Annotated in this window: 12 protein-coding genes and 1 pseudogene; 3 read left to right on the plus strand and 10 right to left on the minus strand. The window is 45.7% G+C overall.

Going from position 1 to position 25,423, the window contains the following annotated elements:
* Positions 1 to 9: 9 nt before the first annotated feature.
* Positions 10 to 2,526, minus strand: coding sequence for a glycosyl hydrolase family 8 (locus Q1W14_RS16350; protein WP_300703328.1), 2,517 nt, complete (start codon positions 2,524 to 2,526; stop codon positions 10 to 12).
* A gap of 877 nt (positions 2,527 to 3,403) precedes the next feature.
* On the opposite strand from Q1W14_RS16350, the gene Q1W14_RS16355 reads away from it, so the two are divergent.
* From Q1W14_RS16355 to Q1W14_RS16365, 3 genes are read left to right on the plus strand one after another with little or no spacing between them, the layout of a single operon-like run.
* A complete protein-coding gene (locus Q1W14_RS16355) occupies positions 3,404 to 6,637 on the plus strand; it encodes a TonB-dependent receptor (RefSeq protein WP_300703330.1) in 3,234 nt (1,077 codons plus the stop codon).
* 59 nt (positions 6,638 to 6,696) lie between these two features.
* Entirely contained in the window at positions 6,697 to 8,415 is a 1,719-nt protein-coding gene (locus Q1W14_RS16360) for a RagB/SusD family nutrient uptake outer membrane protein (protein ID WP_300703354.1), read from the plus strand.
* A 19-nt stretch (positions 8,416 to 8,434) separates the two neighbouring features.
* Positions 8,435 to 9,145: a hypothetical protein gene (locus Q1W14_RS16365; RefSeq protein WP_300703332.1), complete on the plus strand. Its 711-nt coding sequence runs from the start codon at positions 8,435 to 8,437 to the stop codon at positions 9,143 to 9,145.
* 76 nt (positions 9,146 to 9,221) lie between these two features.
* Here Q1W14_RS16365 and Q1W14_RS16370 read toward each other — a convergent pair whose 3' ends face one another.
* The 9 genes and pseudogenes from Q1W14_RS16370 to Q1W14_RS16410 form a co-directional block, all read right to left on the minus strand.
* The gene (locus Q1W14_RS16370) at positions 9,222 to 10,553 is read right to left on the minus strand and encodes a glucoamylase family protein (RefSeq protein WP_300703335.1); all 1,332 of its coding nucleotides are present in this window, start codon (positions 10,551 to 10,553) and stop codon (positions 9,222 to 9,224) included.
* 52 nt (positions 10,554 to 10,605) lie between these two features.
* Positions 10,606 to 11,490: an endonuclease/exonuclease/phosphatase family protein gene (locus Q1W14_RS16375; protein WP_300703337.1), complete on the minus strand. Its 885-nt coding sequence runs from the start codon at positions 11,488 to 11,490 to the stop codon at positions 10,606 to 10,608.
* Positions 11,491 to 11,644: 154 nt separating this feature from the next.
* Complete coding sequence (gene bglX, locus Q1W14_RS16380; RefSeq protein ID WP_300703340.1) at positions 11,645 to 13,966, minus strand: beta-glucosidase BglX; 2,322 nt, start codon at positions 13,964 to 13,966, stop codon at positions 11,645 to 11,647.
* Between the two features lie 105 nt (positions 13,967 to 14,071).
* Positions 14,072 to 15,538: a RagB/SusD family nutrient uptake outer membrane protein gene (locus tag Q1W14_RS16385; protein ID WP_300703342.1), complete on the minus strand. Its 1,467-nt coding sequence runs from the start codon at positions 15,536 to 15,538 to the stop codon at positions 14,072 to 14,074.
* Between the two features lie 28 nt (positions 15,539 to 15,566).
* Entirely contained in the window at positions 15,567 to 18,575 is a 3,009-nt protein-coding gene (locus Q1W14_RS16390; protein WP_300703345.1) for a TonB-dependent receptor, read from the minus strand.
* Between the two features lie 483 nt (positions 18,576 to 19,058).
* Complete coding sequence (locus Q1W14_RS16395; RefSeq protein WP_300703347.1) at positions 19,059 to 20,390, minus strand: glucoamylase family protein; 1,332 nt, start codon at positions 20,388 to 20,390, stop codon at positions 19,059 to 19,061.
* Between the two features lie 11 nt (positions 20,391 to 20,401).
* Complete coding sequence (gene bglX, locus Q1W14_RS16400) at positions 20,402 to 22,723, minus strand: beta-glucosidase BglX (protein ID WP_300703349.1); 2,322 nt, start codon at positions 22,721 to 22,723, stop codon at positions 20,402 to 20,404.
* Positions 22,724 to 22,997: 274 nt separating this feature from the next.
* On the minus strand, positions 22,998 to 24,518 hold the full coding sequence (locus Q1W14_RS16405; protein ID WP_300703351.1) for a RagB/SusD family nutrient uptake outer membrane protein: 1,521 nt from the start codon (positions 24,516 to 24,518) through the stop codon (positions 22,998 to 23,000).
* 19 nt (positions 24,519 to 24,537) lie between these two features.
* Positions 24,538 to 25,423: pseudogene (locus Q1W14_RS16410) on the minus strand (SusC/RagA family protein); the annotation flags it as partial.

Genomic DNA, 25,423 nt, shown 5'->3' on the forward strand with positions numbered 1-25,423 from the left:
TATTCATATTCATTGGGGGAAAATAATTTGGTATTCTCCACTCAGGTGCATAAAGGCGAACAATCGAAGTAGTCCGTCATAATAGGCATCAAAATAACCGTCTTCGTAAGGAACATGGTTCGCATTCCAAAGCCGGTCAATGAACTCACGGCTCTTACAGTGCGTACTGGTTAGGGATACAGCAGCCGCAGTAGCCACTAATCCCAAGGAATGGCGAAGTTGTTTATGCTCTCCGGCTCCCAGAATCTCTTTCACCTGAGTGCCGTCCACATTATACTGGTCGACAAAAGTATCTATGCCTTGGCTATAAAGAAAGTTCTGTATCTTGTTTCCATACTCTTGCTGCCATTTGATATCTTCACACGCCCAGGAATAGTCCAAAGCAATATTCATGGGTACACGCCAAGAGTCAAAACGGAAAGCATCACCGATAATCCGATTCCAGCCAAGCAGAGTACCGTCATAATTATTGTAATCCGGATTAAGACCTGTCACCGGATGGATGCTGCGATGCAAATACTCTCTGCTTTGGCGGGCACACTCTCTCCAGAAGTCTGTTCTGCCATCATTAGCCCATCTGGCCCATACTTCATAAAATGCAGGCAGATGATAAGAAGGATCGGTAAATCTTCCTCCCCAAGAGTCGGGAGTGAATGTAATTAACTTCTGTTCCAGATTGATGAGAGGAGCCACTCTATCCATCCCGGCCTTCTGCATGGAACAGTCCAGGATATTCCGAGCCTCAGCCAAGTAATCGATGCCTGTATCATTGCCCCAACGATTAGAAGCAAAGATTAGGGCTGTAACGTAGTAAAGTTCCCCATCCGAAGCCGGGCCCTGAGCATTGCTTGTACCGTCGGTCTTACAACTCCAGGCAAAGTAACCTTTCAGAGGTCCGTCCTGATGTTGCATATTTTTCTTTCCCCAGCGCCACAAGCGGTCGAAAATCTCTTTACGGTCAAACTGTACGGCAATCATCAATCCGTAGGACATGCCCTCGGTACGCACATCGTGATTCTTGATGTCACTGATATAGGCCATGGAGTCGCCTACTTCAAAATAGACCTTGTCGGGACCATAGAATACACCATCGAACACTTCCTTCAGTTTGGCATCAATATCTTTCTGTTTATAACCCACTTCAGCAAATAAATTGCGATACTTGCGGGTTTTAAAAGCACCTTCTTCCCACGGTAGTGCATCAAAACCTATCCAATCTACCTCTACCTGCGAGCCACTTTGAAGTGATACATACAAATCTTGTATTCCCGTAGGAGCCGAAGTAACCTGTACACGGTTCTCTACCCATTCTTTGCTGCGAGGTATGCTGACGGTTGCTATCAGCTTGCCGCTCTTTCCGGTGCGCACTTGCAGTACTCCGCCCGATGTAGAACGGGTGCGCACAGTCAGTTCCTGTACTTTTTCGTTGTCAAAGTCCACTCGATTGTATTGTAGCCAGGCGTTCTTTTTGTTAAAGACAACCTTCCAGCCCTGAAACTTATCGGCTTCATCTAAAAAGTCAATAGAAGCCCCTGTAGAACTGATATTGCTGTAGCGGTCTATCTGAATACGTGTGCGCGCATCAGTAATACCTACTCCACGTAGCGTAGGGGTTACTTTACAGATTGTACCATCGGCATTGAAAGAGAGAGAATCCACGCGTACAGAACGATTCTTGTCAAAATGCGGCGAATAATCGTTGTGATGATAGAAGAGATACCATTGTCCCTGATATTCCACTATAGAGTGGTGGTTCGTCCAGCAGTCCGTAGGTGATTCATCCATAATGATTCCTTTGAACTCAAAAGGTCCCATCGGACTATCTCCCATGCAATAGGCTAATTTTTCCGTCTTATCCTTTACCCAAGGAAAGGTGAAATAGTATTTTCCTTTCCGCTCAAAAACGAAAGGACCTTCTTTGAATCCGTCGGGTAATTCCGAGACTGGAATAGGATCTGAAGCCAATTCAGTCATATTATTCTTCAGTTTAGCCATAAACATTCCGTGCCCAGCCCAGTAGATATAGCTTTGTCCGTCTGTATCTATCAATACACACGGATCAATGCCGTTCACTCCTTTTATAGCTTGCATTTGTGGCATAAAGGGGCCGTAAGGTTTGTCTGAGATAGCTACTCCTACGGCAAAACCTTTTTCTGTGCCACGAGGAGCAGCAGGGAAGTAGAAGTAATACTTGCCATCTTTGTAGACACAGTCGGGCGCCCACATAGTGTAGGAATCAGGTTGCACCCAGGGGACATTCGTTTGGCTGACAATGACACCATGGTCTTTCCAATCAGTCAGATTATCAGAAGAGAATACATGATAATCGGCCATGCAGAACCATTCTTTCAGTCGGTCTATAGGACTTGGTATGTCGTGAGAAGGATATAGATACATTTTTCCTTCGAAAACTTTAGCCGTAGGATCGGCCGAGAACTGGTCGCGGATAATAGGATTTTGCGCTTGTACCATGCCGGTCATGAGACATAGGGAAGCAATTGCGGACAATAATAAATTGTTTTTCATAAGTATGTTGTCGTAATTAATTCATAATTTTATCAGATGCTTATTGCTGCTTGAATTTCTTGATACCAAGCCGGGGAATACCTCCGTTGCAAATGTAAGAAATACACTTCTTGTAATGGGTATGATTGTGTAACACGTTATATTGTCAGTGTTACAAAGGCTTTCATTTATGTAACATTTGCTTCTATGCCCCTAATAATTGGCCTGATAACTTTTTCGTTATTGCTTATTCTATCGTAAGCATCTACCTGTTATTGGTCATAGGCGGGCCGATAGCTTTCCTTTATAGTTGGCTTTTACTGATTATCGAGCTGCTTCGTTGTGGGAAGTAAGTACTTTGGTGCATTATTGTACCGTTTTGAGTTAAATGATTCCTGTCGAGAAGTATAAATAATACAAGGTAGGACAATCTATTCACTAACCCTAGAAATGCAACCCGTCGAAACGGTTCAGCCGACCATAAAAAAAAGGGAAAAACAATATGTAAAAAACGTATATAAAACTGCTATACAACATATATGTTACACCAAGAAAACGATATGTAATATAAAGGAAAGCTATGTAACGTAGGTGTGTAACACAAGATACACTACGGCAACTGTCTTCCAGTGAAATAAAATAAATTTGTGCCAAGACAATTACAACAATACTTCGGTAAGAATTTGCCAGGGTATTGGTTATTAACGAGCTATAGCCTATTTAAAAAAAGTAGATTTTGCAAAAACGAATGTTTGGTTTAGACGGTTTAAAGGGTTCTGCCGCCTATTATCGGACATTAAAATATAAGAAACAGAGCCCTCCTTAAATCAAATACCAGCGTTGCAAAAGATCCCTGCAATGCAATTATGGTAAAACATCGGATCAAGATTCAAACAACATGTGTATCAAAACTATTAAATCATGGCTCGCAAGCGCATTGTTCGTATTGTTTGCCAGTGGTGCCCCGGGGTTTGTAAGTGGAGGTGGCAACATCGCCATAGCACAAACACAGTACATCACAGGTACGGTTGTAGATGATTTTGGCGAACCAATTATCGGTGCCAACATCCGCGTAAAAGGTACTACCAAGGGAACGATTACCGACATCGATGGTAAGTTCTCTTTGGATGTAGCTTCAGGTCAAACAATTGAAGTCAGCTTCGTGGGCTTTTCCACCCAGACGATTGCGGCTGCTTCGGGCATGAAAATCATTCTTAAGGAAGACGCACAGTCACTGGACGACGTAGTGGTTGTGGGCTATGGCGTACAGAAAAAGAAACTTGTCACCGGTGCCACGGTGCAGGTGAAAGGCGATGACATTCAGAAACTTTCCACCACCTCGGCATTGACTGCCATGCAGAGCCAGTCTCCCGGTGTCACCATTATGCAAAAGAATGGTCAGGCAGGCGAAGGCTTCAAGGTGAACATCCGCGGTTTGGGTACTACGGGTAATTCGGACCCGTTGTACGTAATCGACGGCGTTGCCGGCGGTAACCTGAACGACTTGAACCCCGCTGACATCGAATCCATCGATGTGCTGAAAGATGCTGCTTCCGCAGCCATCTACGGTGCCCGTGCCGCCAACGGTGTAATCCTTATTACCACCAAGCAGGGCAAGGCCGGCAAGCTGCAAATATCCTACGACGGATACTACGGTCAACAATACTTATATAAGGCTCCCGACGTCCTGAATGCTCAGGAATACATCTACAGCCGTCAGCTTCGCGAGTTCAACGGTGGTGCCGCCGTGCCCGACTGGCAGGCAAAGCTCCCCGCAGCCATCTACGAAAGACTCTTTGATGCGGAAGGTAACGTACTGAAGAACGGTTGGAAGGGAACGAACTGGATTGACGAGTCCTATCACAAAGGCGCCGTAACCCAGAACCACTCCATCAACCTGATGGGCGGTTCCGACGCATCGAAATTCTCCTTCGGTTTCTCCTACACCGGGCAAGACGGTATCTTGGGCGGCGAAAACCAATCGCAATTCGACCGCTACAACATCCGCTTGAATTCCTCGCACACCCTGCTCCGCTCTAAGGACAACTCCTACAACGTGATTACCTTAGGCGAGAACGTGAACATCGGACATGGCAGCAAGACAGGTATCTCCCAAGGGAGCATGTATTGGAACAACGTACACGATTTATTGAACGCCAATCCACTACTCCCCGTTCGTGATGCCAACGGAAACTACTACACCAACGCCGAAATGTCCGCCGACGGATGGACACTGGGTGCCGCCATCAACCCGCTGGCCATTGCCAACACCACTAGCCAAGGATTGAATGAAAGCAACAACTGGAACGTGAACGCCAGCGCTTACCTGGAAATACAGCCTATACGAAACTTGATTTACAAGTCACAGTTCAGCTACCGCTTTGGCAACAGCTCTTATCGTACCATGACCAGAGTCCACAGCTCAGGTACAAACGTGGCCACTCAGAACAACGCCTCCCAATCAACGGATTCCTGGTCGAACATCTCATTCGAAAACACCTTGAGTTACAAATTAGACATCAACAAGCACAACATCGACATTGTATTGGGTCAGACCATTGAGCAAAACAAGTTCGGCGAACACCTTGAAGCCAATGGTAACAACCTGCTTTTCGGTGACAGCTGGGACCATGCATACTTGGACAATGCGCAAATCAAGAAACTGGCTGACGTCAGCGTAGGCGGTCATCCTGCATACGACAGCTCTCTGGCTTCCTTCTTCGGACGTGTCAACTACAACTTCAACGAAAAATACATGCTGCAAGCCACAGTTCGCGCCGACGGTTCTTCAAACTTTGCCAGAGGTCAGCGCTGGGGTATCTTCCCCTCCGCATCAGCAGGTTGGGTAGTGACAAACGAAGAATTCATGGAATCCGTCAGAGGCGTCATGGACTTCTTAAAAATCCGTGCGTCTTGGGGACAGAACGGTAACTGCAACATCCCTAACTTCCAATACCTGACACAAGTGGGATTCAACGATTCCGACGCTTACTACTTCGGCGTGGGCAACCACGAAGAAGCCACCACCGGCGGTTCGTTCAACGTACTGGGCAATCCCAAACTGACTTGGGAGACTTCCGAGCAGCTGAACATCGGTATCGATGCCCGCTTCCTGGATAGCCGTTTGGGACTAGCTTTCGACTGGTATAAGAAAAGCACAAAAGACTGGCTGGTTCGCGCTCCGATTTTGGGCGTATATGGTATCGGCGCTCCCTACATCAACGGTGGTAATGTAGACAATAAGGGTATCGAACTCTCTCTCAGCTGGAACGACCAACTCAAGAACGGTCTGCGCTACGGCATTACCGCCAACATGTCCTACAACAAGAATGAAGTGACTAAGCTGGCTAACGCCGAAGGCATCATTCACGGCCCCGGAGCCGTTTGGCACCAGCTCGAAGGTGAAGTATACCGTGCACAGATAGGCAAACCCATCGGCTTTTTCTACGGTTACGACACGAACGGCGTGTTCCAGAACGGCGAACAGATTCGCCAGTTTTCCGAGAAGTATGAGGACAAGCTTCATGGTGGAAACGACAAGCTGAAACCGGGTGACATCATCTACCGTGACGTGACTGGTGACGGCGTAATCGATGACAACGACCGCACCATGATTGGCGACCCTCACCCCGATGTAACTATGGGTTTGAACATCAACCTCGGTTACAAGGGCTTCGACTTCTCTGTAACCGGTGCGGGAGCCTTCGGACAACAGATTCTACGTACTTGGGCAAATCAGGATTTCCTCACGGAGAACCTCAATAAGAAGATTGTCTATGGTTCTTGGAAGGGCGAAGGCACTAGTAATAAACTCCCCCTCTTCGATGGTTTTGACACTCCGAACTGGAAATACATGTCGGCAGCCATGCTCGAAGACGGCGACTACTTCAAGATTCAGAACGTGACTATCGGTTACGACTTCAAGCGTCTGTGGAAGTCTTGTCCACTCCAGCAGCTCCGGGTTTATGTGGCAGCCAACAACCTTTACACCTTTACCAAGTACACCGGTATGGATCCGGAAATCGGCTCCAATGGTGGAGCGAGTGATGACTACTCCTGGGCAGGCGGTATAGATACGGGTGTTTATCCTTCATCCCGCACCTACTTGGTTGGTGTAAATCTTAAGTTCTAATCACCTTAATATATTATAATATGAAATTCAATAAATTATTTATACTTGGGATTGCATCCATGCTCACCTTCTCCGGTTGTGATGACTTCCTCGACTCGCAGGACTACACCGGCAAAAACGGCACCAACTTCCCATCAACAACCGAAGACGTTAACAAAATGGTAGCCGCCGTTTATAAGTCAACCTTCTACGGTCCATTTCAGGGCAACAACCTTGAACAGTATTTCTCAGTGGCAAACATCATGTCGGATGACATGTTTGGCGGTGCCGGAGTCGGCGACCCCTGGTGGCAAGGTTTAGACCATCTGATGTATGCCCAAACCAACCAAATGCAAGATTTGTGGACATATTCCTACGAGGCCATTGCCCGCGCCAACTCCGCTTTGGCCGTGATAGACAACATTCCGGATGAAGAAACACGCAACCAGACTAAAGGGGAACTCCTTTTTATGCGTGCTTATAATTACTACAACCTGGTGTTGGCCTTCAACAATGTCCCAATCATTGAAAAAGCCCCGGAGACGGTGGAAGAAGCACAGATTGCTCCCGAACAACGCGAGGGCAAGGAAGTCCTGAAGCTGATTGCCGACGACCTCTATGAAGCCTGCGAATGCATGCCGAGCTACCCATACGACGGCTGGAGCAAGCTGGCATTCGGTAAGGTGTCCCGTTGGGCGGCCGAAACCCTGCTGGCCCGCGCCTTCCTTTTCTACACAGGCTTCTATGGCGAATCGGAGATGCCCAAGACAGAAGGTTCCATCAACAAGCAATATGTAGTTGAGAAACTGGACGATTGCATCAAGAACTCCGGTCATGACCTGTTGACTGACTACCGCTCACTTTGGGCCTATTCAAACCAATACACTGCCAAAGATTACGACTTCGTAAATGATATGATTGAAGCAGGTACCTGTTACAAGGAAGGCAACAAGGAGGTGATCCTTGCCATCAACTTCCAGTATCAACCGGCATGGTCCGACAAGCTCCACCTGACCAACCAATATGGTCTGTTCTTCGGCATCCGCGCAGACAATAACAATGCGGACGATGATCGTTTCCATGCGGGCACAGCTACCTCCGTTTATCCATTCAGCACCGGCTGGGGCTGCGGCACCGTGGCAACAAACCTCGTGTCAGACTGGAAGAACATCGAACCTAACGATCCACGCCGCGATGCTTCCATCCTCGCATTCCCGGCAAGTTTGAAGCCCGAGACCTTCTCAGATGCTTGCGAACTTACCATGTATCACAACAAGAAGATTCCTTCCGTACGTTCGACCGGCGGTAAAAGGCTTTCATGGTCGCTCGACCAAATGGGTGCTGACCCAGCTGAAACCGGTAACTACCAGGCCTCCAACTGTACGCCTCTCATCGTCTACCGTTTTGCCGATGTGCTTCTGATGTACTCCGAACTGACACAAGATGCAGCCACGCTGAACCGTGTACGCAATCGTGCCGGCTTGCCCGCCGTGGCCTATAGCGACCAAGCCCTGCGCAACGAGCGCCGCTGGGAGCTTGCATTCGAAGGAAGCCGTTGGGACGACTTGCGCCGTTGGGGCATTGCCGGTGAAGCTCTTACCAGACAAGCAGGTCAGGTGATGTACAATTGCGGCAAACCGACTACCATGCCCGAAGCCGGTGGTGGCTACAAGCAACGCTATAACGAAACCAAGGGTTTCTATCGCATTCCGAAGTCCCAAATCGACCTTTCGGGCGGCACATACAAGCAAAACGCCGGATGGGAAGACGATACCAAGACTCAATTTGCAGGTTATTAATTCTTAATAGGTAGATAATATGAAAAAGATAATGCTAACATTGGCAACTGTATTGGCTTTCACATTCACTGCTTGTGACCCTGTTGAGGACTTTACAAAGAATACAGCTTCCAATTATTCAGAAGAACAAATCGATGCCACCCTCATACAGAATGGTGGCGATAACCTAGTAGAGGTGACTGTGCACAGCAATGCCACCGCACAAATATCGAACGGCAAGCAGAACTTCAAGGCCAACTATGCCAAAGTGGTGATGCGCGAAATGGGCGAGAACTTCATCTACGTCAAGCTTTTCAACGCTAACGGTTCCATTACCGAACGTCAGTATCCCATCGAAGTTACCAATATGAAGTATGAGTTACCGATTCTTGAAACCATCATCTGGCAGGGCGAACAGTCTTGCGGCGGTTGGGACGGTGCCGGTCTCCGCTTCAGCGACACCGAAGGTAAGGGATTACCAACTTTGAGCGATGACACTTATGACTGGATGGTAGGCAAGGTACTGAGCCTGGACATCAAAGCCGTGAATGGCGATGGTACTACTATCCGCGTGACAAACGGGCACTGGAGTAAAGAATATGTTTCTGACACCCCTGTCACTCCCGGAAAGTTCCAGTTTGAATTCACTCAGGAAATGTGCGACCAATGTAAGAAGGGCGGTGAAGGTAGAGACCTATTGTTTGTAAGTAACAACGGCATTACCATCTCCAAGTTCTACTTCGAACTGTAACACAGCCCCTATCCCCTAAGTATAAGGCCATGTCAGTAAGGTAATAACCTTTTGACATGGCCTTTTTAATAGATGACTATTTAGTCGTTGAAAAACCTAACTTGTTTAACCCCTGTTGTACATCAGGATGACTCATGAAGAGTTTCCAAAGCAGTCCGGTACGGTAATTCTCTATCATTACAGCTATCGGGCCCTGGTCGATGGCAAGATAACGCTGCGGGTACCAGTTGTCCGTTTCGCTGAAAGCGTCGTAGAAACCGTAAGGGCCGAATACTTTGTCACCCATCTCATAGAGGTGGCGCATTACTTGCATGGACTCTTCCGGTGTGTAAACGATGGAGGAAAGAGCGGCAGTGGGGGAGATGACTCCTTGGTCATCGCGCTCATTGGGGGCATGGGCGGCATAGCCGTTTACGGAATAACTTGCTGTTAATCCCCAGCAATCGGGACCGAATCCTTTGTACTTCTTCGGATTACGAACACAATAAGCACGGTTTACGAGTGTTAAGTTACGCATTTTGTCGAAATAGCTGTTGCAGTATTCATCTTTCAATCCGGTAGGATTAAGACCTAAGAACGAATAGTGCGCCCAGAAAAGTGGACCAGCTTTTGTGCCTTGATAGCGCAGGTGTAATTCGATATCTTCTACCTTGTGCGGTTCTACGATAGCTCCGTTTTCTGCCCATCCTTCGTGATAAACGGCAGCGGGGACACCATGAGTAGGTGAAGCGGCGGCAAGAATATACATAATGAGGCATTCGTTGTAGCCATGAACGGGGAAGTTCATTTCCCATGCGTATTCGGGGCTCCAATGCCAATAAAGAACATTCTGGTCGTTCTGGCGATAGAAATTCCAATCTACTTCGCGCCATATTTTATCGATACGGGCTGCAAGGGCTTGCTCCTGTTCGTTACCTTTTACATAGTATTGATGTACGGCAAGGAGAGCTTGTATAATGAAGGCAGTTTCTACCAAGTCACCACCATTGTCTTTCTTACCGAAAGGCTTCACTTTGCCTGTATCACCATACCACCAGTGAGGGTAGGCACCATGAAAACGGTCGGCTGTTTCGAGGAAAGTGATAATCTTCTCCATACGGGCAAGACCTTCTTCACGTGTCACGTAGCCACGGTCGATACCTGCCAAAACTGCCATGATACCGAAACCGCTACCACCGGAGGTTACTACATTCTGATCGTTTTCAGGATAGATGCCATCAATATGGACGCGTTCGCGTGCCAGTCCGCTATTAGGTTCGGCACCGTCCCAAAAGTAATTGAAGGTTCTGCGTTGAACGGTATCCAACAAGGCGTCATCACTCAACTGTTCCTGAGTTGTAGCAGGGCTTTTACATTGTGTAAAGCCGAGCAGTAGAGTAAGCAATAATAAGCTATATTTTATTCTCATATCTTTTTTACATTATCTGTTTTACCTAATTTACCTATCTGTTTCTTTCAGATTACTTACCGTTTTCGTCAATCGTTAAGTTGACAAGTACAGGGAAGTGGTCGGAGAGGCATACATTGTCGGGAGTATCTTGAACTACGCGGTAACGGTCTACTTTTGCTTCATCCGTTACGAATATGTAATCCAGTAACACACGTTCTTCCAGTGGCAAACGGAAGAAATCATGGAAAGACCATGACGGACCGTATGTGATGGCAGCTTTCTCAGAAGCATTCTTCATTCCACCTGCTTCTAATACCTTTAACGGGTCTTCCCCTAGGTTACAGTTAAAGTCACCTGTTACGAAAGCGGGCATACCCGGTGCTAATTCTTTGATTTTGTTCAGGACGAGTTGGATACCTTCCTTGCGGGCTACCACTCCGTCGTTATCGAGGTGGGTATTAAAGAAAGCAAGTTTCTTACCATTGCTCTTTTCTTGCAGGATAACCCAAGTAGCTATGCGGTTGTATGAGGCGTCCCAACCTCTTACACCGATGCTGTCAGGGTGTTCGCTGAGGGCGAAGTTGCCGGAATCTACTAAAGTAAAACGTGCAGTATTAAAGAATACGGGACAATATTCGCCTGCTTCTTTTCCATCGTCACGACCTACACCTATAGCCGTGTATTGGGGAAGTCCTTGTTTCAGATCTTCCATTTGGTTGTGGCATACCTCTTGCATACCCAGTAGGTCGGGTTGGTAGTAGGTAATCATTTTGCAAACATCGTCTTTGCGGTATTTCCAGTTGTTGGCACTGTCCGAGGGGGCATCCAGACGGATGTTGAAAGTCATCACTTCCAGTGGCTGCTTGCTCTGTGCAGGCTGGCTTTTGCAGCTTGTGAGGAGGAAGAGACCACAGGCGCAAAAGAGCAGAGGCTTGAGAAATCTTGTGTAGTTCATGTTTTCCTTATTTTAAAGTAATATATATGATTGAAATGGATGATATTTTCCCCGTTTGCCGGATGTATATATCCAGCGTATTGGAAGTATAGATCCAGCGCGTTGGAAGTATAGATCCAACACGAGGGATATATACTTCCAACAGCCCATGTTTTTACTTCAGTGTCAGACGAGCTGTTTTCACCGTTTGGCTGCTGCCACCAATCATTACATCAAAGTCTCCCGGTTCTACTACATGCTTCATTTCGTAGTTGTAGAAGCGCAATAATTCAGGAGTGATCTTGAAGGATACTGTCTTGCTTTCTCCTGCTTTAACCCAGATTTTCTCGAAACCTTTCAGTTCCTTTACCGGGCGGGTAATACTTCCTACAAGGTCACGGATATAAAGTTGAACAACTTCGGCACCATCACGTTTGCCTGTATTGGTTACGGTTACTGTAGCCGTAACAGAACCATCCAGCCCCATGGTCGGAGTGCTTAGAGCAACATCGCTGAATTGGAAACTTGTATAAGACAAACCATATCCGAATGGGTACAGCGGTTCATTATCTACGTCCAGATAGTTGCTGCGGAACTTTTCGAACCACTTGCCTTCTGCCAACGGACGACCTGTATTCTTATGATTGTAGAACAAAGGTATCTGACCTACATTCTTAGGGAAAGTCATCGTCAGCTTACCGCTTGGGTTTACATCACCGAACAATACATCACCGATAGCGTATGCGGCTTCACTACCACCGAACCATACATTCAAGATAGCAGGTACATTTTCCTGTTCCCAGGTCAACGTCAACGGGCGACCGGCGAAGAGGGTCAGCACTACGGGTTTTCCGGTTTTCAGCAATGCTTCCAATAGGGTACGCTGTACATCGGGGATATTCAGGTCTGAACGGCTTGAACTTTCACCACTCATTTCAGAAGACTCACCAATGGCTGCAACAATTACGTCTGCACCGGCAGCTACTTTCAGAGCTTCGTCCAGCATTTCCTTATCTGTACGGTTATCACGATTCAGTGAACGACCAAACATAGTAGCACGTTCTTCGTAAGCGGCATCGCCGATCAGGTTGCTACCTTTGGCGTAAGTGATATTCACTTTACCGGCGGTCATTTCTTTTAAGCCTTCATAGAGCGAAGGATAGTCTTCGAGACGTGCAGCTACGCTCCAAGTACCGGGCATGTTGCTGCGGGTATTGCCCAACGGACCGATTACGGCAACCGTACCTTTCTTCTGCAATGGAAGAACAGGTGCTTGACCGACTACTGCGGGTTGATTTTTCAATAAGACAAAGCTTTCACTTGCGATCTTACGGGCAGCATCACGATGTTCTTTCGTAAAGATATCGCGGGCGGGACGTTTCAGGTCACAATATTTGTAAGGGTTGTCAAATAATCCTAGTTTGTATTTAGCTTCGAGGATGCGACGACATGCTGTATTCAAAGTCTCCACATTGATTTTGCCTTCGTCGATGGATTTCTTGATAGTACCTACGAAACCTTCGCTTACCATATCCATATCTACACCTGCTTCGAGTGCGCGGGCAGATACGGTTTGCAAATCACCGATACCGTGTTGTATCATCTCGGCGATACCGGTAAAGTCTGTTACAACGAAACCATTGAAGCCCCATTGTTTACGCAGTACATCGGTCATCAACCATTTGTTGGCAGTGGCGGGTACACCGTCCACCTCGTTGAAGGAAGCCATTACACTACCTACACCGGCGTCAACAGCAGCCTGATAAGGATATAAGTACTCATTGAACATACGGTTGTGGCTCATATCTACCGTATTGTAATCACGTCCGGCTTCACCGGCTCCATAAAGGGCAAAGTGCTTCACGCACGCCATTATTTCATCATTGCGTTTCAGTTGGTCCTTCAGGTTAACACCTTGATAACCCAATACCATAGCACGTGCAATAGCACCACCTAAGAACGGGTCTTCACCATTACCTTCACTGACACGTCCCCAGCGTGGGTCGCGGCTGATGTCTACCATCGGGCTGAATGTCCACGAGATACCGTCAGCACTAGCTTCAACAGCTGCAATACGGGCAGATTTCTCAATGGCTTCCATATTCCAGGTACAGGATAATCCCAATGGGATAGGGAATACTGTTTCGTATCCGTGTATTACGTCCATACCAAACAGCAAGGGAATACCCAGACGAGAATTCTCTACAGCCAGTTTCTGTACATCTTTTATTTTAGCTACACCTTTCAGATTGAAAAGTCCGCCAACCAGACCTTGTTCAATCTTCTTGGCTACATCGCTACTCTTGGCTTGACCGGTAGTGATTTCTCCCGTTACGGGTAGGTTCAACTGCCCAATCTTTTCTTCCACGGTCATCTTCTTCATCAGTGCGTCGATGTAGCGATCCATGTCTTGCGGAGATTTTTGCGCCTGTATGCTGTTTGCACTCATCAGAGCAGCAGCCAGCAACAAGCTTGTTCTTCTGAAAACTTTCTTCATACTATGTCTTGTTTGGGTATTTATTCAAGTTTCGCAAGTTAATGATAATTTGACACAAAATGTATGTAACTATCATTAACTTGCGAAGACTTTTAGTTCATAAGATTACTCATCCTTAGGCTCTTTCAGCAAGTCAGGAATCTGAGTATATTGGTTGAAAGGAAGCGGCAGCAGTGCCTTGTCTTCCGACCAACCTTTCAATTCGGTTTTTGCCAATCCGGTACGTACAAGGTCATTGTAACGCTCACCCCATTCGCACATAAACTCCATGCGACGTTCGTCCATAACTTGTTGGAAAGTTACGTTGGTGAGTTCCGGCATCTTAGCACGTCTTCTTACTTCATTGAAGGGGGCATCACCATTTTTACCATTTTTGATCTTTGCTTCTGCATTCATCAACAAGACATCGGCATAGCGGAAGATACGGGCATTGTTGTTGGTTCCATATTTCGTACGACCGGGAGTCAATTGGTTAAGCGGTGTATAAGCTTTACCATTCCAGCAGTCAGTCTTTTCCGGATTTGGTTGTGGTTGGATTACATCACCATCCGGAGTAGTTGTACCGGCTAATAGGAATGAAGTGGTGGCGCGTATCGTTTCTCCACGTTCGTAGGCCCAATCGCGGAAGGATTTTAAAATACCGCAATCTCCCCACCCGCTAATGTCACTACCGGCATTGTTAGGACCTTGGCAAACAAACCATTGATCACCGTCAATCAAATCACCGGAACCATTGCCGAAGTCAGTCATCTGGCATTCGAACATAGATTCATCGCAAAGTTTGCCGGGAATCTTCCACAGTTGATAGAAGTCGGGGTAGAGTGAGAAATTGCCATGTTCGATGATATCGTTGGTCAGTTCTTCTACCTTTGTATAGTTTCCCATATTCAGATGAACTTTAGCTGCCAGCATTTCGGCAGAGAAGGCTGTTACAGCTCCTTTGTGTTCGCTTTGGTTAGGGCGGATGCGCGGCATGTTATCAATACCGTATTGCAGGTCTTCCAATATGTATTTGTTTACTGCATTGGCGGTAGAACGGCTCAGATCAACCTGATTGTTGTCACGGAGAATGGTCACAGCTCCAAATGCTTGTACTAAACGGTAGTAGGCATAGGCACGCATGAATTGAACTTCACCACGATAGGCTTTGTAGTTCTTCATATCACTATCATTGGTGATATTCTGTGCATACAAGTCCAATGATTCTACAGCTGCATTAGCAGTTTTGATGATATTGTAGTATTGCATCCACAGTTCGTTGAATCCCCAAAAAGAGTCGTTATACTTGTATATGCTCAAATTATAATAGTCACTGTCATTCCACTGACCACTGAATACGTCTTGGTCGCGGATAGTAGTCACTTCCCAAATCACCCAATGCAAACCGCTGGTACGAATTTTTGCATATACACCCGATACCGGTTGATACATATTACTGATATTGGTATAATCCACCTTCTGCTCGGGAACCTTACCTTCGGGCTCTTTATCCAGAAAATCATTACAGGATGCAAATGACAACACCATTAAGGCGGACATTAAATATAGTAAAGGTCTTATGATTGTTTTCATTAGTTCTTATTTATTAATGTGTTATTGACTAGAAATCGAATCTCACTCCAAACGTATAGGTCGATGTCAAAGGATATACCTCTGTATCCCAACCTTGGCTGTCAGACAACTCGGGAGAGAAAGCATTGGCCTTGAAAGTAGTGAACGGACGATCTGCAGTGAAACTCAGGCGTACTCCCGGCATGATGTAGTTGCCCATCTTGATGTTACGGAAAGTATAACCTAATGTAATGTTCTGAATGCGGAAATAGTCTGCACTTTCTACAAAGTAAGAGCTATATTTCTGGTCGCTTACGTTCCAAGGTTTCAACAGAGCGGCAGCCGATGGATTGCTGTTGGTAGAACCCGGGCCTGTCCAACGGTTCTCGTATTGAGCACGGTCGAAGTTGTAATTCTGAGAAGAGTAACGAAGCGCACGTTTGCGGTTGAACATTTGGGCTCCGGCTTGACCGTAAGTAGTCAACTGGAAGTCGAGGTTCTTGTAATTCAGACCGAGGTTAATGCCGTATGTAAAGTTGGGAATGTATGATCCCAAAGTAGTACGGTCGTTACCATCAAGAACCTTGTTTCCGTCGAGGTCGGCATATTTCAAGTCACCCGGTACACAACCGTTGGCTACTGCGATGGGGTCAGCAGCAATCTCTTCTTCTGTCTGATAAACACCGATCATCTTGAAGCCATAGAAAGAGTTCATTTCTTTGCCTACGATGTTAACAGTTTTACCGCCACGGATGATGCTATTGCCATTCAGGGATTTCACACGATTTCTCAAAGTAGAGATATTGACACCGATGTTGTAAGAGAAGTCACTGCCGATCTTGTCAGTCCAATTAGCACTTACATCAATACCCGAGTTCAGAATCTTACCATAGTTACCGGCAAGGGTAGTGGTACTAAAGGGCAGAAGCGGAGCGATAACGGCATTGTTGGTCATGCGGTGGTAGTAGTCTACATCAATGTTCAGACGGTTATCGAGTGTGATAAGGTTTACACCTGCATTCCATTCTTCTACAACTTCCCATGCCAACCAGCTGAAGTAAGTATTGTTCTGGTAACCGGGAATAGTAGAATTGCCGAATACACCAGATGAGCCGTTACCTGTAGAGATAGATGCGAAACCGTCGCTTGCAGAAACTTGGTCATTACCCAATTTACCCCAGCTGGCACGTACTTTCAGAAAGTCAGCCCACTTTTGGTTTTTCATGAATGATTCTTCTGAGAGAACCCATGCAGCACCTACGGATGGGAAGTAGCCCCATTTTTCTTGATATTTGCTTGAACCATCGGCACGCATCGTAAACATCAACAGATATTTGTCAGCATAGTTATAGTTCAGACGAGCGAAGTAGGAAACGCCACGATAGCAGTAACCATCATCTTTCACAGTAGCACCAGCTGCGTCACCGTTCTTGATGTACCAATATTCGTCGGCACCTTCGGGAACATTACTTGCTTTACCTTCAAACATACGCCATTGTTCTTGGCGCATAGAGTAACCCGCCATGGCACCAAACTTATGTTTGCCCCATTGCTCATTGTAGGTCAGGGTGTTATCCCAAATATAGTTGTAGTACTTGTTTTCGTTCTTTGTCAACTGAGTAGAAGCTGATTGCTGCCAGCTGCTTACATAATACTTCGGCGTAAACTCACGACCTTGGGTAGAGAGGAAACTATAAGAATAGTTGGTACGGAAATTCAGTTTGCTAGGAATGAGGTCAACCTGTGCATAGAAGTTACTCAACACTTGATAGTTTTCCTTGCTTGAGTCGAAATACTTGGCTGTTGCAACGGGATTATGGAAGTTTGATGTATAACCGAGTGCATCAGGTGAACCGAATTTATAGGGGAATGCCTTATCATTGCTTTCGTCATAAAGTGCTACGATAGGAGGGCAGTTGAAAGCCTTTTGCCAAGCTTGGTTGTTAGGAACCTGCTGGGTAGAGTTGCTGAATAATCCGTTGAAACCTACTTTCAACCAGCTGGTTGCATCAAAATCCAAAGAACCACGGAAGTTCATACGCTTGTAGTTATTGTCTACATCCATGATACCATCCTGATACAAATAACTTGCACCTACAGAGTAAACAGCTTTGTCCGAACCACCATTGATGTTCAAACTATGATTAGTAATAGCTGCTGTGCGCAGAAGGTGGTCGTACCAGTTGTTATCGGCACCGTATGTCCAGTCATGGAAGTCAGAACTTGAACGGTCACCACCGTATTTGTCGATAGATTTCACGAAATGTTCCTGATAGGCAGCATAGTTACCTTCGAGCAACATGGTGGCATACTCTTGGGAATTACAAAGTTCGAGTACATTTGATGCTTTCTGGATACCTACATAACCGTCGTATGTAATTTTAGTCTTTTGGTTACGTGCACCTTTCTTGGTAGTGATAAGTACTACACCGTTTGCTGCGCGTACACCGTAGATAGCGGCTGCCGAAGCGTCTTTCAATATAGACATTTCTTGAATATCAGCATTGTTCAGGAAGTTGATATTATCGTAGAACATGCCGTCTACTACGAACAACGGTTTACTGTTAGAGAAAGAACCGATACCACGGATTTGTACAGTAGGACCTTCGCCCGGAGCACCATTGTTTACGATGTTCACACCGGGAACTTTACCTTGCAGTGCTGCCATAGGTGTAGTAGAAGGAGTTGCACTCAATGCTTCGCCTTTTACTACGGTGATAGGTGCTGTCAGGTCTTTGGCTTTTGCTGCACCATAACCAATAACAACAACCTCTTCCAATTGCTGTGTATCGTCTTTCAGTTTTACATTGATAATTGACTGGCCGTTTACTTTAACTTCCTGTGTCAACATACCAATATAACTAACGATAAGTGTCGCATTTCCCGGTACATTGCTTAAAGTGTACTCTCCATCCAGATTGGTAACTACACCATTACTAGTACCTTGTACAAGGATGGATACTCCAATCAGCGGTTCGCTGGTTGCATCGGTTACGATACCTTTCACTGTTCTAGTCTGGGAAAATGCCGGCATTGCTGCCATTAATAGGCATGCCATCAAGAATAGACTCTTAAGCCATGAGGCTTTTTTAAGAAGATGTGTTCTCTTCATTGCATTAAAATTATTAGTGGATAACTCATTTTAGTTGATTCGTCGCTTTGTGTAGTGTTTCGAATCAACTTCATGGCAAATGTATGGAAATCAATATATGGGATACAAAAAAGGTATTCACCAACAATACATATCTCTAAAAATTAACAAATAGGAGACTACTTATTTACTACTCAAAATAAATTAAGATACTGTTATGCAGTACAATAGCGTAGAGAAAAGTAATTTGTGAGATCTTCTCTCATTTCAATGAAAGATGTGAATTAAGTATTTGAAATTGAAGAAAATTCGCTTGCCGTTTGTTTGCTTATGGTAGTAAATTCTATTTTTAGCCACATGTTACACGGATTTTCTGTAGAATAACAATGTTAAAACTACAAAATCCGTGTAACCCGTGGCTAAAATATGGTTTGTAGGAATCGGTTTATCTCATTTGTTCTCCGAGAAGCCTAATTTCTTCAAACCATTTTGTACATCCGGATGGCTCATAAATAGCTTCCAAAGTAATCCGGTTCGATAATTCTCGATCATTACTACTATGGGACCTTGGTCGATGGCAAGATAGCGTTGCGGATACCAATTGTCTGTTTCGCTGAAAGCATCATAGAAACCATAAGGGCCGAAGACTTTATCTCCCATATTATAGAGGTGACGCATTACTTGCAACGATTCTTCCGGTGTGTAGACAATAGAAGAAAGGGCGGCAGTAGGTGAGATGACGCCCAGGTCTTCACCTTCATTGGGGGCATGGGCGGCATAGCCATTAACCGAATAACTAGCTGTCAATCCCCAACAATCCGGACCAAAACCTTTGTAATGCTTCGGATTGCGAATGCAATAAGCACGGTTTACGAGAGTCAAGTTACGCATCTCATTGAAATAGTCGCTACAATATTCATCTTTCAATCCGGTAGGGTTGAGACCGAGGAAGGAATACTGTGCCCAGAAGAGGGGACCGGCTTGGGTGCCTTGATAACGTAGATCCAGCTTGATGCCTTCTACCAAATGCGGCTCGACAATAGCACCATTTTGTGCCCATCCATCGTGATAAACGGCAGCAGGAACACCATGGCTAGGTGAGGCGGCGGCAAGAATGTACGTGATGAGGCATTCATTATAGCCGTGTAGGGGGAAGTTCATTGCCCAACCATATTCGGGACTCCAATGCCAGTAGAGTACATTTTGGTCACCTTGGCGGTAATAGTTCCAGTCTACTTCCCGCCATAACTTGTCGATGCGGGCGGCGAGGGCTTTTTCTTGCTCATTGCCGTTGACGTAATATTGGTGTACGGTTAGTAAGGCTTGCATGATGAAAGCTGTTTCCACCAAATCACCACCATTATCTTTCTGTCCGAAAGGTTTCGCTTTACCGGTATCACCATACCACCAGTGAGGGTATGCGCCGTGGAAACGGTCGGCTGTTTCGAGGAAGGAGACAATCTTCTCCATGCGGGCAAGACCTTCTTCACGGGTGACGTAGCTACGGTCGATACCTGTGAGAATGGCCATGATACCAAAACCACTGCCACCGGAAGTTATCACATTCTGATCGTTTAGTTCGTAGATACCGTCCATGTGGATGCGTTCGCGCGCCAGTCCACTGTTAGGTTCGGCACCCTCCCAAAAGTAATTGAAAGTACGGCGCTGTACAGTGTCCATCAGTTGGTCGTCACTAAGTTGTGCCGGGCTTGCTGCCGGGCTTTTACATTGTGTAAAGCCCAGCAGTATGCTGATTAAGAGGAAACTGAATTTAATCTTCATATAGGTATATGTTATTTTAAGGTGAGTTTCGCACTCTTCACAGCCTGACTACTTCCACCTATCATTATAGTAAAGTCGCCGGGTTCGGCTACATAATTGAGATCGTAGTCGTAGAACCGCAATAATTCGGGAGTGATTTTGAACGATACCGTTTTGCTTTCACCTGCACGGAGGAAGATTTTTTCAAAACCTTTTAGTTCCATTACCGGACGGGTAATACTTCCTACAAGATCGCGGATATAAAGTTGGACAACTTCTGCACCATCCCGTTTACCAGTATTGGTAACCGTAACCACAGCTGTGCTGGAACCATTCTGCCCCAAAGTCGGAGTACTTAATGCAATGTCACTATATTGGAAAATAGTATATGATAAACCATAACCGAATGGATATAGCGGATCATTATCTACGTCCAGATAATTAGTGCGGAACTTTTCGAACCATTTGCCTTCTGCCAATGGACGACCTGTATTCTTATGATTGTAGAATAAAGGTATCTGACCTACGTTCTTCGGGAATGTCATCGTCAGCTTACCACTTGGATTAATATCTCCAAACAATACATCTCCGATGGCGTATGCTGCTTCACTACCACCGAACCATACATTCAGAATAGCAGGTACATTTTCCTGCTCCCAAGTCAACGTCAATGGGCGACCGGTGAAGAGCGTTAAAACGACCGGCTTCCCGGTTAGCAATAGAGCTTGCAATAGAGTACGTTGTACATCGGGGATATTCAGTTCTGTACGGCTGGAACTTTCACCACTCATCTCAGAAGATTCGCCGAGTGCGGCAACTATAACATCTGCACCGGCAGCTACTTTCAGGGCTTCGTCCAAGAGTTCCTTATCTGTGCGTTTATCACGATTTAAAGAACGACCGAACATGGTGGCACGCTCTTCGTAAGCGGCATCACTAATCAAATTACTACCTTTGGCATAGGTGATGTTCACTTGTCCAGCCATCATTTCTTTCAGTCCTTCGTACAGAGAAGGATAATCGTTCAGGCGTGCAGCTACACTCCACGTGCCCGGCATGTTGCTACGAGTATTTCCCAATGGACCGATAACGGCAACTGTGCCTTGCTTTGCCAATGGCAATACGGGAGCTAAACCGGGAAGAACCGGTTGATTCTTTAATAACACAAAGCTTTCGCTTGCGATCTTGCGGGCTACGTCGCGGTGCTCTTTGGTGAAAATATCGCGTGCGGGACGGTTCGGATCACAATATTTATAGGGGTTTTCAAACAACCCCAATTTGTATTTGGCTTCAAGGATACGACGACAGGCTGTGTCCAGTGTCTTCATGGTTATTTTACCTTCCTGAAGAGATTTCTTCAGAGTGCCTACAAAGCCTTCGCTTACCATATCCATATCTACGCCGGCATTAAGGGCGCGTGCCGAAACGGTTTGCAGATCACCGATACCATGCTCTATCATTTCGGATATACCGGTAAAGTCAGTTACTACGAATCCATTGAACCCCCATTGTTTGCGCAGTACATCGGTCATCAACCATTTATTGGCAGTGGCAGGTACGCCGTCTACTTCGTTGAAGGAAGCCATTACGCTACCTACTCCAGCTTTAACAGCAGCTTCGTAAGGGTACATATATTCGTTAAACATACGATTGCGGCTCATATCCACTGTATTGTAATCACGTCCGGCTTCTCCGGCTCCATAGAGGGCGAAATGCTTTACGCAAGCCATGATTTCATCATTACGCTTCAGCTGATCGCTCAAGTTGACACCTTGGTATCCTAGTACCATGGCTTTAGCGATGGCACCACCAAGGAAAGGGTCTTCACCATTGCCTTCACTGACGCGTCCCCAGCGTGGATCGCGACTAATATCTACCATTGGGCTAAAAGTCCAGGAAATACCGTCGGCACTGGCTTCAATAGCTGCAATTCGTGCAGACTGTTCGATAGCTGCCATATCCCAGGTGCAAGACAATCCCAGAGGAATAGGGAAAATTGTTTCGTAACCATGTATGACATCCATACCGAAGAGCAAAGGAATACCCAACCGGGAATTTTCTACTGCCAACTTCTGTACATCTTTTATTTTAGCTACCCCTTTAAGATTAAAGAGTCCTCCAACCAAACCTTGTTCAATCTTTTTGGCTACATCGCTGCTTTTAGCCTGACCGGTGGTGATTTCTCCTGTTACAGGTAGGTTTAACTGTCCAATTTTCTCTTCTACAGTCATCTTCTTCATCAAAGCATCGATGAAGCCGTTCATATCTTGCGAAGATTTCTGCGCCTGCATAGTGGTGAACCCAAATAGGGCAGCTGCCAGCAGGAAACTTGTTCTTTTGAATACTTTCTTCATTCTTAGTTCTTTATTTTTGAGTAACTGATATTACGCGAGTATGGTAATAAAGGTTGTTTGTATAATATAGAGTCTGATTATCAGCGTACTATATTTACTTGTTTGTTGCATGCCAATGTAAAAGCGTTTACACTATGATGTAAGGATCGTTACTCCATATTGTAATGACCGTTACATCATATTGTAAACAGCTTTACTCCACAGTGTAAAGAGTATGATGCTATGGGGGAAATGGTACTGTCTCCGTATCATCATTGCACTTGCGTAACATGAGTTAGTAATTAGGATTTTGCTTTAATACACCGTTTGATTTATCGATTTCAGTTTGCGGCAGAGGAAGCAAAGCATTCTTATCTTGATAATTCTTTCCGGCAGCAGATAATACTTCTTTGGCAATTCCCCAGCGAACAAGATCGTAAAAGCGGTCCGGTTCTAAACCTAATTCTACGCGGCGTTCGTGACGAATGGCATCACGCAGTTCACTTTGATTCGTGGTAGTAACTTGCGGAAGTACATTGGCCAAAGTGCCACGGGCATGGGCACGTACTTGTTCCAGATAGCCCAATGCTTCGGCAGCTAAACCTTTTTCGTTGGCAGCTTCGGCACCCATAAGTAATACGTCGGGATAACGGATGATACGGATATTCACCCAGAAACCGGATTTAGTATATTTCTTGCGTAATTCAGGTTCTGTATAGGCTTTCTTGTTGAAGTAAGCTCCCATAGCGGTAGAGACGGGTGATTCACCGTATGGTTTGTTTGTGTTTTCAGGAGTAATGGGGTCTTCCACACTTTTACGGAAATAAAGTAAAGTAGCATCTTTACGTGGGTCGCCCGTTTCGAAAGCTGTACCCATCAGTTTGGTTGCCATGTGCCAGCCCCAACCTAAGTTCCAATCGCCTGCACCACGTACACCTTGCACTTCGCAGAACTGGCTGCCGATGCTAAGGTCTGCTTTCATGGCATCGGTAGCTTCACATTGAAGTTCGAATATACTTGCACCGCAGTTTTCTCCTTCTACAGTGAAGATTTTGTCGACCGGAGTATTCAAGTTGTAAAGACCTGACTTGATAACATCGGTAGATGCATTGTACATGTTGTCCCAATCGTTACGCATCATATAAGTACGGGCATGCAGAGAGCGTGCGGCACCCCAAGTTGCGCGTCCGGTATAATCGGAACTCCATTGCCTGGGTAAGCATTTTTCTGCTTCGGTCAGATCCTTGTCTATTTGCTCATAAATTTTATCAGCAGTAGTCTTTGGTATATTAGCATCCGAAGCTTCCACTACTTTGAAAGTTACCAAAGGAACTTCACCCCAAGCACGTACAAGGTTGAAATAACTGTAGGCACGGAAGAATAAAGCTTCACCCTTGGTGCGTATGTTTTCAACATCATCTTTATTTTCAGCTTTTTCGAGATCATCCAATATTTCGTTACACTGGTAAATGATTGTATAGTTCTGACCCCAATAAGCACCTAGAGTACCATTGGAAGCTGTATATTCGAAATCGTCCCACATAGCGGCTTGGTCTGCACCGTCGCCTGCATCACTTCCTTTCTCAGAGTCTTCGCTACGTACCATGTGAATCATGAATGCAGGGATACCGGCAGTAATGTTGTAACTACGCATCAAGTAGTAAACGTTGTACATTTTACCGCCCACCAAGGCGTTAGGAGCATCGTCTTCAGTGAACTGACCTAGTGGGTCGCGGTCCAGGAAGTCGTTACATGAACTGAATGAGATGGCTGCCGAGCCAATCAACAGTGATAGGATATATTTTTTAAATTTCATAAATCGTCATTTTTTTAGTTTAGAATGTCAAGTTGAAACCAAATGTATAAATAGCCGGCATCGGATAACTACCATCATCTACACCGAAGGCAATAGCCGAACCTCCCAGTTCAGGAGTATAACCGGTATTGTGCTTCCAGGTCTTCAGGTTCTGGATGTTGACATAGAGTTTTAATGCCTGCATACCAATTCTTGAGATTAACTTCTGATCGAAATTATAAGCTAACGATACGTTACGAATACGGAAGAAACTGCCATCTTCGATATAATATTCAGAATTCAGGTTATTTATGGTATGTTTGGTATTCAATATCGGTTGTGTGTTACTTGTACCTTCACCATGCCAGCGACCTAGGCGTTGCTCCATGAAGTTGAACTGGCTCCAGTTATAGTTATCCCAAGTACGATAGATTTGATTACCTGCTTGTCCCATCATGTCGATGCCCAGATCCCAATTCTTATAAGTAAGTCCCAAGGTGATACCGTAAGTAACGTCTGGTGTCGGGTCGCCAATCAGGGTACGGTCGGCGGTAGTGATTTCACCATCACCATTTACATCTTTGAACTTCAAATCACCCGGCGTAACGGTTGCCAGAGTATTCTTGGGCGAGTTTTTAATCTCTTCCTGAGTCTGATAAACACCTTCTACCTTATAGCCGTAGAAATAACCGATAGGATAACCTGCCATGGTGTAGCTTTGGCTCTTGTCGCCGGCAATGATGCTATAGCCCTCCTGTACAAGGCTTAGTACTTTGTTTTTGATAGTGGTTAAGTTACCGCCGATGCTGTAGCCCCAATCACCTATTTGGTCACGCCAGTTGAGTGCTAATTCGATACCTTTATTTTCAATAGAACCTAAGTTACCGATACCCGGAACTGTACCGGAGATACCCGGAACTTCAGCC

This window comes from Bacteroides sp., from assembly GCF_030151085.1.
Taxonomy (GTDB): domain Bacteria; phylum Bacteroidota; class Bacteroidia; order Bacteroidales; family Bacteroidaceae; genus Bacteroides.